This window comes from [Flexibacter] sp. ATCC 35208, assembly GCF_001975825.1.
In the GTDB taxonomy this organism is placed as follows: domain Bacteria; phylum Bacteroidota; class Bacteroidia; order Chitinophagales; family Chitinophagaceae; genus Chitinophaga.
The window spans coordinates 26,396-39,794 of sequence record NZ_MTKN01000007.1 but is presented as its reverse complement, the minus strand read 5'-3'; the positions used below and the strand labels follow the sequence as shown (position 1 = coordinate 39,794).

Here is a 13,399-nt window from a genome sequence, read left to right as displayed (position 1 = left end):
AAATTTTCATAAACGTGGTGTAATATAATTAAATGTCGGGAATACAATTTAATTTCTGTTAAAGGGATGTAGGCATCAAAATAGGCATCAGGCTTCTTCACTATCAATCCCGCCCATCTGGCGCCAGCCAGGGAAAGATCCCTCTTCCTTGCTGCCGCAGGACATTCCATCACCTATATAAAAAGAGAAAGGTCGAAAGAATTCGACCTTTGTGCTAAAATTCCACGTTATGGTACTCAGGTCCATAAAATCTTCCAGCGCTTGCTATATGTAATAAGGTAATTTATCTCCATCATGAAACAACCATTCTCTCTTCTTGTTCACTTCCCCTTGGGTGGCTGTTTTTAATTATACAACAAATGTAACGAGGGCTAAAATGATTACCAAAGGTTTAGCAAACTTTTTTGTGCAATCGTTTGCGACATGTTTCTTTCCATTACTTTTACCTTGCTTTTAGATCAATATAGTTTTATTTTACACTCTTTATGAAACAAAACAAAATAGGACTGCTATCCGTGCTCCTTTTATCAGCCGGAACAGTCAGGTCTCAACAGCTTGCCGATTCATTAAAGCTCTGGTACAACACTCCTGCCAGGGAGTGGACCCAGGCCCTGCCTCTCGGCAATGGACGCCTTGGCGCAATGGTATTTGGAAAAGTCAGCGACGAGCTGATTCAACTCAATGAAGCCACCCTCTGGTCGGGTGGTCCGGTAAAAGACAACGTCAATCCTGATGCACCTCAATACCTCCCGCAGGTAAGAGCGGCCCTCTTCAATGAAAACTACCACCAGGCCGACAGCCTGCTCCGCAAAATGCAGGGCGTCTACTCACAGTCATTCCTCCCCATGGGAGACTTACACCTTCGCCAGCAGATCGATGCTAACTCTGTAAAGGATTACTATCGCGACCTGGACCTGAACAAAGCTCAGTCGAACACCCGCTTTACCAGCAACGGCGTACAATATACCCGTGAAATGTTCATCTCTGCAGCAGATCAGGTAATCGTTTACCATCTGAAAGCCAGTAAGAAAGGAAAGCTGAACTTTACCCTCAGCGCCAACAGTCAGCTGCATTATCAGAACATTGTAAACGGCAAAGACCTGGTCCTCAAAGGCAAAGCACCTTCTCAGGCTGATCCCAGTTATATCAATTATAATAAGGAACCTATTATATATGAGGAACCCGGCAGTTGCAAAGGTATGCGCTTCGAAGTCAGACTGAGAGCTATCAGTGTCGACGGTACAATTAAAACAGATACAGCTGGCATCACTGTCAAAAATGCAACAGATGTCACTGTAATCGTTTCCGGTGCAACCAGTTTCAATGGCTATGACAAATGTCCTGACAAAGATGGACTGAATGAAGATAAGATCGCTTCCGAACAATTGGCAAAGGCCGCAGCCCGTTCCCTGAGCGATTTACGTACCCGTCATATAAAGGACTACACCAGATTTTTCAACAGGGTACACTTTGCAATAGCTGGTAGTGAAGCCGTGGCAGCACTGCCAACTGATGAACGTTTGCGCCGCTATAGCGAAGGAGGGGAAGACCCTTCTCTGGAAGCATTGTATTTCCAGTACGGTCGCTATCTACTCATCTCAAGTTCCCGCACCAAAGGGGCTCCTGCCAATCTGCAGGGCATCTGGAACAAGGAACTGCGTGCCCCCTGGAGCTCCAACTACACCATTAATATCAATACGGAAATGAACTACTGGCCAGCAGAAGAGTGTAACCTGATGGAAATGCAGCAACCGCTGTATGACCTGCTCATGGAACTCGCCGTGACCGGTAGACATACTGCACAGAACTTCTATCATATGAATGGCTGGGTAGCGCACCATAATACAGACATTTGGGCAATTTCCAATCCTGTGGGCGATATTGGCAAAGGTGATACTAACTGGGCCAACTGGATGATGGGGGGAAACTGGCTCTGTCAGTTCCTCTGGCAGCACTATGAATTTAGTGGCAGCAAGGCCTTTCTGAAAGATACCGCTTACCCTGTAATGCGCGCAGCAGCACAATTCAGTTTGGGCTGGCTGGTTCCTGACAAACAAGGTCGTCTCGTGACCGCACCGTCCACTTCACCGGAAAATATCTTTATTACTGAAAAGGGAGAACATGGCGCCGTATCTATGGCTTCCACCATGGACCTTTCTGTGATTCATGATCTATTCACGAATGTGATCGCTGCTGCTGATGTTTTAGGTAAAGATGCTGTCTTTGCAGATTCTTTGAAACAGGCATTAGCGAAACTATACCCATTACAAATTGGTAAAAAAGGCAATTTGCAGGAATGGTATAAGGACTGGGAGGATGAAGACCCTCAACATCGTCATATTTCTCATTTATTTGGCCTTTTCCCGGGCAATCAGATCTCTCCCATTACAACACCTGAGCTGGCAGCTGCCGCCAAAAAAAGCCTTGAAATTCGTGGCGATGGAGGTACCGGTTGGAGTAAGGCATGGAAGATCAATACATGGGCAAGACTGCTGGATGGCAACCATGCACACAAACTCCTGAAAGAATTAATACACCTCACAGGTGAAGGAGGTGTAGATATGCATAATGCCGGTGGTACTTATGCAAATCTCTTCTGTGCGCATCCGCCATTCCAGATCGATGGTAACTTTGGTGGTACCTCAGGCATCGCGCAAATGCTGCTGCAAAGTCAGACAGGTACGCTCCACTTATTACCGGCATTACCTGATGTCTGGAGTACAGGGGAGATTAGTGGCTTATTGGCACAAGGTGGTTACACTGTAGATATGAAATGGAAAGATGGTCAGCTCACCAGTGTTACTATTCACGCCACTAAAGATGGAACCTGTATGCTGCGTGTACCGCAACGTATTAAAGCTGATGGAAATGCACAATTAGCGCCTGTAAAGCCAAAGGATGCAGATCATGGTTTTGTGTATGCATTGCAAACAAAGGCAGGTCAGTCTTATACATTATATAGGGTACAACGCTAACAAGGTTTCTTCGACTGTTGTTCGATCGTTGTTCGATCGTTCTTCGACTGTTGTTCGACTGCTCTTCGACTGTTCTTCGATGCTTCTTCGATTGGTGTTCGATCGTTCTTCGATTGCTCTTCGATTGCTCTTCGATTGCTCTTCGATTGCTCTTCGATTGCTCTTCGATCGCTCTTCGATTGCTCTTCGATCGCTCTTCGATTGCTCTTCGATTGCTCTTCGATCGCTCTTCGATCGTTCTTCGATTGCTCTTCGACGCACCCGGAAAAAATCGCTTTTACCAAAGGTGAAAGCGATTTTTTCATTTATGAAAATCAAACTCAATTCTATTTCCCCCCGATTGCGTAAACACCCCCTCCTGCATGTCAACACCCCACCAGACACTACTCGGCACTCAAAGCCTTCACGGGATTTGAAAACGCGGCCTTCAAAGATTGAAAACTAACTGTACAGACGGTAATAAGCAAAGTAGCGACTGCCGCCAGCACAAACATACCGGGTTGCAGGTGAATGCGATAAGCAAATCCCTGCAACCACTTTTCCATCATCCATGCAGCCAGCGGAAACGCAATCACAATGGCGATCATCACCAGTTGTAAAAAATCGCCGGATAACAATAACGCCAGTTGCTTCACAGAAGCGCCCAATACCTTCCTGATACTAATCTCCTTCTTTCTTTTCTCAGCAGTAAATGCAACCAGTCCAAATAATCCTAAACAGGAAATCAATATCGCCAATCCTGCAAAATAGCGGGATAGACTACCAATCACCTGCTCTGATTTATATTGCGCCTGCACGGCATCATCCAGAAATTTGTAATTGAAAGTATATCCTGGATTGAACTGCTTATAATAAGCAGCAATGCGATCAATCGTTTGTACATCGTGTACACGCACCATGGTGATGATGGCATATTCCGGCCAGAGTCTGAAGATATAGGGTTGAATAGCATCGTGCAGTGAATTGAAATGGAAGTCCTTCACGACCCCAATAATCTGTACCGGCACATTCTCTGTATAAATCGTCTTCCCAATGGGATCCTTGAGCTCCATGGCTTTCACCGCCGTTTCATTCAGCACCACACCTTGCTGGTCAGTACTGAAATCCCGGCTGAAAGAACGGCCTTTTAGCAATGTCATACCCAGGGTTTCTGGCAGGTCATAATTGACAAGCATCTGAGTGAACCGGATCTGTTGATCTTTGTTTTTACCATCCCACTCTATATGCGACTCAGGTATACCCGCTGGCATGATGATATTGCGCATCATACTGGAAGCATTCACTACTCCCGGTATTTGCTTAATGCCGGCTATCATTGCATCTTTACGCTCCATTGCAGGACCATCGGCCTGGAAATAAATGACATTTTCTCTATTAAAACCAAGGCTTTTTTGTTGAATAAATTTTATCTGCTGATAGATGACCAATACAGCAATGATAAACACGACGGATATTACAAACTGAAAGATCACCAATCCTTTTCTGGCCCATGCATTGCCGGAAGTCTGTAAAAATTTCCCCTTCAAAGTAACGACAGGATGAAAACCAGTGAGATAAAATGCAGGATAACTACCTGCTAAAAGGCCCGTGATCAGGGGGATCGCCACCACCACATAGTCTAATTTTAAAGACAGTTGCTTCCCGGTAATCGTATTAAAAGCAGGCATTAGAAGAAGCACAATGCCAAGCGCCAATAGCAATGCCATACAACTAAGCAGCAAAGACTCTCCGAGAAACTGCCTGATCAGTCTTGCTCTGGAAGCACCGATGGCTTTCCTGATACCCACTTCCTTCATCCTGCCAGCGGCATTGGCCGTGCTCAGGTTCATAAAATTGATACATGCGATGATTAAAATGAAAATAGCAATCAGGCTAAACATACGTACATAAGCCATTTTGCTGCCTTCCTGTAAATATCTGTCTGTAAATTTGCGAAGTGAGAGTGCTGTTTTAAACGGCCATTTACCCATCGCCGCCTGCACATCGGCACCCTGTTTCAATAAAACATATGTTTCGAATGGACCTGTTCCGTTTCCCAGCTCACCAGATACGGGTATCTGGTCTACCCAAGCACCAAAGTTTAAAACAAAATCCATCCGGATAGTACTATTTGCAGGCATGTCATTATACACCCCGGTGATGATGGCGGGGTGCGTAAAGTCAAATAGTTTCCAGGTCAGTGTTTTACCAACTACATTTTCAGTAGTATGGAATAACCGCAGTGCCAGTGATTTTGAAATCACCACTGAATGCTTATCAGTAAGCACGGTATTTTTATTTCCTTCTAATAAATCAAAAGAGAAAACAGAGAAGAAATTTTTCGATACAAAATTTCCTGTAGCACTGAGTGTATTATTCCCAATACTGAGACTAAAAGGCTCAAACCATATTTGAGGAGCCATGGTCACGGATTGTTCAACACCCGGAATAGTACGTGTCAGTTCCTGACCTAATCCCCCTGAAGTACCACTATTGGTATTCTTCAGGTTTCCCTGCTGCTGTGTGACCATCACCTGGTAGATCCGGTCACCCTTGGCATGGAAGCGATCCGTTTGCAATTCGTCATGTACCCATAACCATATCAGCAATGCACAGGCTAGCCCCGTAGAGAGACCAATGAGGTTGAGGATGGTTGATTGCCGGTCGTGCATCAGCCGGCGCAGGTTCATTTTAAACATAGTTTATTCAGTTTGCAGGCTCTTTACCGGGTTGGTCAGTGCAGCCTTTATACTTTGATAACTGATGGTCGTGAATGTAATCAATAAGGTCGCTATACCTGCTATGCAATAAACATCTGCACCTACATGAATACGATAGGCAAAGGTCTGTAACCATTGTAACATCATCCAGCCTGCGAGTGGAAAAGCTATGATGATAGCAATACCAATGAGTTTCAGATAATCTGCTGATAACAATGTAACGATATTCCCGGCAGAAGCACCGATGGCTTTGCGGATACCAATTTCTTTTTGTCTTCTTTGTGCCGTGAAAGCCGCGAGGCCAAACAATCCCAGGCAGGATATCAGGATCGTCAGTCCTCCAAAATAACGGGATAGATCACTCACCCTTTTTTCGGATGCGTACAGTGCCTGATAGTCTTCATCTAAATATTTGTAATCGAAAGTAAGTCCCTGAAATTGTTGTTCATACAGTTTTTTGAGCCGACTGATGGTCGCTTCATCTCTGCCCGGTGCGATCTTTACAACGAAGTTAGGCATTACCGGATAACTTTGAAAAAATGCAGGTTTGACAGGTTGATACAATGATTCGTAGTTGAAATCTTTTGCGATGCCAATGATCACTTTTTCCATGTCCCAAAAGCGAACCGTTTTGCCGATAGGGTCTTTGATTCCCATATCACGGATAGCAGTTTCATTGAAAATAATCTCATTGTTAGCACGGCTGTCTTTAGAAAAATACCTGCCTGCTTTTAGTTGTACTCCCATTACTTCGGGATAACCATATCCTACCTCGAGGTTGCTGAAATTTACATCCGTGTTATCTGTTTTTCCCGGCCATGTCATGCCACCCATGCCTCCATGATTGCCGGTGAAGTCATGGTAATAGCTGGATGCGTCCTGTACCCCCGGTTGGGTTTTGACCAGTTCAAGGAAGGTGACCATGTTTTCAATATGTTCGGTAGGTACTTCGAAATGTACGAGATGTGACCTGTTATAACCAAGGTTCCTATTTTGGATATACGCCATCTGCCTGTAAATAATGAGAACAGCAATGATGAAGCTCACGGACAAAACAAACTGGAATACCACCAATCCCTTGCGTGTCAGTACTTCCCCAAAAGCGGTACGGAGTTTTCCTTTCAATGCCACAGCTGGTTTAAAACCGGATAAATACAATGCAGGGTAACTGCCCGCTACCAGTCCTGTCAATAGGGTAATACCTAAAAATGAAAAGACCAGAGAAGTACTTGGCCAGATCTGCAATTGCTTGCCTGTGATGTGATTGAACATAGGCAATAGCAGGAAGATCAATACAATGGCAATGAATAAGGCCAGCAGGGAGAGTAAGATACTTTCACTCAGGTATTGTAAAATGAGCAGGCCCCTGCCGGCGCCAATTACTTTTTTTACACCTACTTCTTTCACCCTGGTGGCAGCTTTTGCTGTACTGAGGTTCATGAAGTTGATGCAGGCAATGATCAGGATAAACAGTGCAATGATAGAGAAGAGTTGTACATAGGCAATTCTGCCACCGCTTTGTTTACCATTTTCATATTTGCTATAGAGATAATAGTCGGCGTACTTTGTGAGTAGTAAAGATGCATTGCTTTCTTTGTCTTTTGTTTTAACAAAGTCTTTGATGCGGGTTTGCAATGCCGCAACATCTGCATCTTTACTAACGATGATAAAAGTATTGGGATCGAAGTTGGACCACTGCGTTAATTCCTTTCTTTTTTCGAGTAAGAGATCGTAATCAAGTAGCAGGTCATACTGTTCCGTCGCATTGGCTGGCGGGGCCTGAAACACGCCTGTAATGCCATAATCACCGCTAAAGTCACCCTGTTCCCAATGGATAGATTTTCCAATGGCATCCTGCTCTTTTGGAAATAACTTTTGCGCCATTCTATCCGAAATCAGGATACTTTGTTTATCAGCAAGTGCATTTCCATACAGAATTTTGCAGGTAAATACATTGAAGAAATCTTTGCTGATGAATTGTCCGCCGGCTTTGAGATGATCTTCTCCATAGCTCAATACACCGGCATTCTGAAACCAGGAGGCGGGGAGTACAGAAGTGGCAGATTCAATACCCGATACTTCGTTTTTTAAAGATTGCGCCAGCAGTCCCTGTGTCTGACTCAGTGTGGTTATCTGGCCATGATCATTATTGTTGATGAGCACCTGGTAAAGGCGATCATCTTTCGTATTAAAATGATTGATCTGTTTTTCATCTCTGATCCATAAAAAGATCAGGAGCGCGCAGGCTAAGCCCGTAGAAAGCCCCAACAGGTTGAGTAGTGTAAACAGGGGGTCTTTGCGAAGATTGCGCCAGGCAATAGTAAAGATACTTTTGAACATATGATCGTTTTAGCGGTTAACCTTGCAGCACGAAACAAATGCCATACTTTTAGAAGAGTCTTATCAGTAATATATATATATTAAAATATGTAAACTGTCCGTTTTCAGTACATGATACGTTTCGAAAGCGAACAGGGTAATATTTAATGGTATTGATTTTCAATTAGATAGTAACGGGCGCCTTAAAACCCTCTTTGGCCGGAATTGTATCATTTATGACCTTCCCGCCACCATCAAAACCCCTTACCTTTATATCACAATTCACCTCCATGGCAAAAAAACTAGTAGTCATCGTACCTATGCCCGGTACCTACATGCTCGATGTCGCAGCCCCCTGCGACGTCTTTGCCGCTGCCGACAGCATCCTCCACGAAGGACTCGGCACCGAAGGCACCGGCTACGAAATCCTGCTCGCTGCCTATGGAGATGAAAAAACCGTTGTCAGCAAAAGTGGCATCACCATGACCTGCCCCGTCACCCTTGCGGAAATCACCCGACCCATCGATACCCTTATCGTAGCCGGTTTTCCCATGGCTTTCCTCCAATCAGGAGACCGCAGGCTCATTAACTGGATTAAAAACAACTACCCACGCCTCCGTCGCATTGGCTCCATCTGTGTCGGCACCTACGCCCTCGCCGAAGCTGGCATACTCGAAGGCAAAAATGCCACCACTCACTGGGAACACAGCCGATCCTTCCAGGAAAAATACCCCACCATCCATGTAGACACCAACCCATTCTATACCAAAGATGGCAATGTCTATACCTCTGGTGGTGTTTCCTCCGGCGTAGACCTCTCCATGGCCCTCGTCGAAGAAGACTATGGCCGGGAAGTCGCCATACAGGTTGCCCGCAAACTGGTATTGTACCTGAAACGCCCCGGCTTTCAGTCTCAGTTTGCCAACCTCCTCCAACTCCATAGCGTAGCTAACTCCCTCGCCGGAAAATTGCGCCCCTGGATGCTGGAGCACCTTGACAAAGAACTCGGCGTGGAAGAACTGGCAAACCACCTGAACATGAGTCTCCGCAACTTCACCCGCGTCTTTACCCGCGAAACAGGTATGACACCTGCCAAATTCGTAGAAAAGTTGCGTGTGGAAATAGCCAGAAAATACCTGGAAGACAGCGATTACAGCATGGAGCAGATCGCCGCCAGATGTGGGCTGGGAGGTGTGGTCTCAATGAGAAGAGTGTTTCTGCGACATATGAATGTCACCCCCAGCGACTACCGGCGCACTTTCCGCACCTCTTTCGCTGACTAAAAGCAAAATGAAATTTTTTAAAATAACTACTGCATCACATCTTATGTGATGAGGTGGACATTTATCACTTTAAAATTTAAGTTATGAGAGTAGCCATCAATGGTTTCGGCAGAATAGGCAGAATGACCTTAAGAGCATTACAGGATAAAAATGATGTTCAGATAGTGGCTGTCAACGACCTCACAGATGTAAAACTACTGGCGCATCTCCTCAGGTACGATACTTCGCATGGAAAATTCCCCGGCACTATCGTACAGCATGATGATAAAATAATCGTAAACGATCAGGAGATCCTTTTCCTCAGTGAAAGAGATCCGCAAAAATTGCCATGGGGCGAGCTGCAGGTAGATGTAGTCATCGAATCCACTGGCCGCTTTACCCAAAAAGAAGCAGCACAGGCACACATTACAGCCGGTGCAGCTAAAGTACTGATCACTGCACCTGCTACGGGTGGTGTAAAAACAGTAGTCGTTGGCGTGAATGACGATATCATAGACAAAGACGATCAGATCCTCTCCACCGCCTCCTGTACTACCAACTGTATCGCGCCATTATTATATATCCTGGAAAAAGAATACGGTATTACCTCCGGTTTCATGAGCACCATCCACGCGTTCACGATGGACCAGATGTTGCAGGATGGCCCGCACAAAGACTTTAGAAGAGCCCGTGCCGCTACCCAATCCATCATTCCTACTACCACAGGTGCTGCCAAAGCGATCGGTGATGTATTGCCTGGTCTGAAAGGTAAACTGGATGGGTTCTCTTATCGGGTACCTGTTATAGATGGCTCCATTGCAGAGTTGTCTGTGAACCTGATCAAACCTGCTACTGCACAGGAGATCAATGATCTCTTCAAATCCTATGCAGACACCAGTCTCAAAGGTGTGCTGGAATATACAGAAGAACCCTTGGTGTCTGCTGATATCTTAGGGAATACGCATTCCTCCATCATGGATGGTACGCTGACCCGCAGTATTGGTAATCTGGTGAAAGTTGTAGCGTGGTATGATAATGAAGTGGGAATCTCTAATCGCTTAGCTGAAATGACAGTAGCGCTGGCGAAACTGACCCGGAAGGATTTACAAACCGCTTAAAATAAAACATTTCAACACTGGGGGTACCGCCATGCCCCCAGTTAATTTTATGCCATCGGGGCTATACCTGCGGTAAAAAATAAAAGACCTCTTCCTTGCTGCCGCAGGCCGGATTATGTCGATGCCTGTACAATCAGTGTCGTCGCCAATATCTTTCGTTCAAACTCCTTCACTGGCTTCTTACTCTCCACCAGCTGTAACAACATTCCCGTCGCTATCTGCCCCATCTCAAACGCCGGTTGCCTCACAACTGTCAATGGCGGATTCAGTAACTCTACCAGATCTGAATTCGAAAATCCTACCAGCGCCATCTCCTCCGGTATCCTGATCCCTTTTTCCTTTAATATCCGCATACAATTCGTCGTCAACTTGTCCGACGCTGTAAAGATCGCATCCGGTCTGGGTCGTAGCTTTAATAACTGATTCATGGTCTGCTCCACCTCATCGATATACAACCCGGCAAACTGACTATACCTGATCATCGATTTCGATGGCTTCATTCTCGATTGTGCCAGCGCTTCCAGGTATCCCGCTACTCTTTCCCTGCTGATACTCAGATTTTCCGGTCCCGCCAGCACTGCAATATGTTTATACCCCTTATTGACCAAATGTAAAGTCGCATCATACGCCCCCCTGAAATTATCCACCATCACCTTATGCGTTTGCAGATCTTCCACAATCCTGTCAAAAAACACAATGGGAAATCCTCTGTCATGCAGCGCCTTCAGGTGTTCCAGGTTCTGCGTGCCACTACTTACTGAAATCAGTAGTCCATCTATAGACCTGGAAGCCAGGTATTGTAAGGTCATCAATTCTTTCTCAAACGATTCATGCGTCTGGGAAATAATTACATTATACCCTTTATCTTTTGCTACGGATTCAATCCCGTTAATGGCCTGAGAAAAGAAACTATTGGCGATCTCTGCTACAATCACCCCAATGGACCGGCTCCGTTTCTCTTTCAGACTCAGTGCAATAGGATTTGGATGATAATTGATACGGGTTGCATATTCCAGTACCAGCTGTTTAGTAGCTATACTGATTTCATGACTGTCGCGCAATGCGCGTGAAACGGTGGAGGTGGAAAGGCCCAGTGCGTTCGCAATATCTTTTATAGTGGCTGCTTCGAATTTCATAACGTCTTCGTAAATATAATTTATTTTAACATTACCTGAAACCCGTATATCACATTCAATAGAAAAAATTCCCCTACTTTAGTTGTCATATTCACACGTATTTGAAAAACAATGACACCATCCACTCTTTGTACACTCATCCTGTGCCTGTTCTGTACTTACGCCACTGCACAGGATCCTGGGAACGGTACCTACCGTAATCCTGTCATCAACGCTGATTATTCTGACCCTGATGTCTGTGCAGCTGGTTCCGATTTTTATATGACAGCTTCCAGCTTTAACTGCATCCCGGGGTTGCCCATTTTACATTCTACAGACCTGGTCAACTGGTCGCTTATCGGTCATGCGCTGCATCGCCTGCCACCTTACGATCACTTTTCCAGAGTGCAGCATGGGGGTGGGGTATGGGCGCCGGCTATCCGTTACCACAACAAGGAATTTTATATCTACTACCCGGATCCGGATTTTGGTATTTACATGATAAAAGCAAAGTCTCCAAAAGGTCCATGGTCTGACCCTGTTCTCGTAAAAGAAGGCAGGGGCATCATCGATCCCTGTCCTTTCTGGGATGAGGATGGCCAGGTGTATCTCATTCATGCTTACGCAGGGAGTCGTGCAGGTATCAAGAGCGTGCTTACCCTGCATCATATGAATGCCGCAGGCACTACTGTCACAGATGCGGGTATCCTTGTCGTGGATGGCCATCCATCCAATCCGACTTTGGAAGGGCCAAAGCTCTACAAGCGCAATGGCTACTACTACATTTTCGCCCCTGCGGGCGGAGTGAGTACTGGCTGGCAACTGGTTTTAAGAGCGAAAAAGATCGAAGGCCCTTACGAAGAAAAGATCGTCATGGATCAGGGTAATACTCCCATCAATGGTCCTCATCAGGGCGCATGGGTGACCACAACTACTGGTACTGACTGGTTCCTGCACTTCCAGGACAAAGACGCCTATGGTCGTGTAGTACATTTACAACCCATGAAGTGGGTGAATAACTGGCCGGTGATTGGGATAGATAAAGATGGGGATGGAAAAGGAGAGCCGGTGCTCACTTACAAAAAGCCGTTCATAGGGAATAGTGTTAAAACGCCACTTACCGGCAATACTGTTAAAACGCTACCCACCACTGGCAATAGTGTTAAAACGCCACTTGCCGGCAATACTTTTATGACGCCTCCCACCACTGGTAATACTTTTAATACACCACCCACCGGCAATGTTTTTAGTACGCCCCTCACCTCCGATGAATTCAATACCAGCACACTCGGACTTCAATGGCAATGGCAGGCAAACCCACTTCCTACCTGGGGTATGCTTTCTCCTGCAAAAGGTGTATTGAGACTCTTCTCCGCGAAACTCCCTGACTCCCTGCACAACTACTGGGATGTACCAAACTTACTCTTACAGAAATTTCCAAACGATACCTTCACAGTGACTACTGTCTGCAAGTTCACACCCAATCCCAATTTGGAAGGAGAACGCACGGGCCTCATCATCATGGGTGCTGACTACGCTTCACTATCCATCCTCAAAAAAGAAAAGGAATTACAACTCTTGTACAGCACCTGCAAAAACGCCGACAAAGGCAAAGCAGAAAGCCAACAGCTCATTACTACACTAAAAGACAGCACCTGCTATTTCAGGGTGAAAATCACCGAAGGCGCCATCTGCCAGTTTAGCTACAGCAATGATGGCAATGACTTTATCCCAATCAAAGAAACTTTCACTGCCAAACCCGGACGTTGGATTGGTGCCAAAGTAGGGCTCTTCTGCATACGACCCGGCCAGATCAATGATGCAGGATATGCAGATTATGATTGGTTTAGAGTAGAATAAATTAAAAAGGGTTTGCCGCGCGGCAAACCCTTTTTAAAAAATCCCCTGTAA

8 protein-coding genes are annotated in these 13,399 nt (G+C 45.6%); 4 read left to right on the top strand and 4 right to left on the bottom strand.

Annotated elements, in window-relative coordinates:
• Window positions 1–485: 485 nt before the first annotated feature.
• Window positions 486–2,975 (top strand): glycoside hydrolase N-terminal domain-containing protein, encoded by a 2,490-nt coding sequence (locus BW716_RS06760; RefSeq protein ID WP_083721770.1) that lies wholly within the window; start codon window positions 486–488, stop codon window positions 2,973–2,975.
• On the opposite strand, the gene BW716_RS06755 is transcribed toward BW716_RS06760, so the two are convergent.
• The 3 genes from BW716_RS06755 to BW716_RS06745 form a co-directional block, all read right to left on the bottom strand.
• Window positions 2,972–3,280, bottom strand: a complete 309-nt coding sequence (locus BW716_RS06755) for a hypothetical protein (RefSeq protein ID WP_083721769.1) — start codon at window positions 3,278–3,280, stop codon at window positions 2,972–2,974. The genes BW716_RS06760 and BW716_RS06755 overlap by 4 nt on opposite strands.
• A gap of 78 nt (window positions 3,281–3,358) precedes the next feature.
• A complete protein-coding gene (locus tag BW716_RS06750) occupies window positions 3,359–5,653 on the bottom strand; it encodes an ABC transporter permease (protein WP_083721768.1) in 2,295 nt (764 codons plus the stop codon).
• A 3-nt stretch (window positions 5,654–5,656) separates the two neighbouring features.
• A complete protein-coding gene (locus BW716_RS06745) occupies window positions 5,657–8,014 on the bottom strand; it encodes an ABC transporter permease (RefSeq protein WP_083721767.1) in 2,358 nt (785 codons plus the stop codon).
• A 269-nt stretch (window positions 8,015–8,283) separates the two neighbouring features.
• On the opposite strand from BW716_RS06745, the gene BW716_RS06740 reads away from it, so the two are divergent.
• Window positions 8,284–9,276: a GlxA family transcriptional regulator gene (locus tag BW716_RS06740; protein ID WP_143708762.1), complete on the top strand. Its 993-nt coding sequence runs from the start codon at window positions 8,284–8,286 to the stop codon at window positions 9,274–9,276.
• Between the two features lie 83 nt (window positions 9,277–9,359).
• Complete coding sequence (gene gap, locus BW716_RS06735; RefSeq protein WP_083721765.1) at window positions 9,360–10,373, top strand: type I glyceraldehyde-3-phosphate dehydrogenase; 1,014 nt, start codon at window positions 9,360–9,362, stop codon at window positions 10,371–10,373.
• Window positions 10,374–10,486: 113 nt separating this feature from the next.
• Here the strand turns inward: gap and BW716_RS06730 are convergent, their stop codons facing one another.
• Window positions 10,487–11,509 carry a LacI family DNA-binding transcriptional regulator gene (locus BW716_RS06730; protein ID WP_083721764.1) on the bottom strand — a complete coding sequence of 341 codons (1,023 nt, stop codon included), beginning with the start codon at window positions 11,507–11,509 and terminating at the stop codon, window positions 10,487–10,489.
• Between the two features lie 111 nt (window positions 11,510–11,620).
• Between BW716_RS06730 and BW716_RS38025 the strand changes: the two genes are divergently transcribed.
• Entirely contained in the window at window positions 11,621–13,348 is a 1,728-nt protein-coding gene (locus tag BW716_RS38025) for a glycoside hydrolase 43 family protein (RefSeq protein ID WP_235643516.1), read from the top strand.
• Window positions 13,349–13,399 lie beyond the last annotated feature (51 nt).

What these genes read in the sequence shown, in the direction of transcription:
- BW716_RS06745 (WP_083721767.1), bottom strand. Translation starts at nt 8,014, where the DNA reads ATGTTCAAAAGTATCTTTACTATTGCCTGGCGCAATCTTCGCAAAGAC.
- BW716_RS06750 (WP_083721768.1), bottom strand. Translation starts at nt 5,653, where the DNA reads ATGTTTAAAATGAACCTGCGCCGGCTGATGCACGACCGGCAATCAACC.
- BW716_RS06755 (WP_083721769.1), bottom strand. Translation starts at nt 3,280, where the DNA reads ATGAAAAAATCGCTTTCACCTTTGGTAAAAGCGATTTTTTCCGGGTGC.
- BW716_RS38025 (WP_235643516.1), top strand. Translation starts at nt 11,621, where the DNA reads ATGACACCATCCACTCTTTGTACACTCATCCTGTGCCTGTTCTGTACT.
- gap (WP_083721765.1), top strand. Translation starts at nt 9,360, where the DNA reads ATGAGAGTAGCCATCAATGGTTTCGGCAGAATAGGCAGAATGACCTTA.
- BW716_RS06730 (WP_083721764.1), bottom strand. Translation starts at nt 11,509, where the DNA reads ATGAAATTCGAAGCAGCCACTATAAAAGATATTGCGAACGCACTGGGC.
- BW716_RS06760 (WP_083721770.1), top strand. Translation starts at nt 486, where the DNA reads ATGAAACAAAACAAAATAGGACTGCTATCCGTGCTCCTTTTATCAGCC.
- BW716_RS06740 (WP_143708762.1), top strand. Translation starts at nt 8,284, where the DNA reads ATGGCAAAAAAACTAGTAGTCATCGTACCTATGCCCGGTACCTACATG.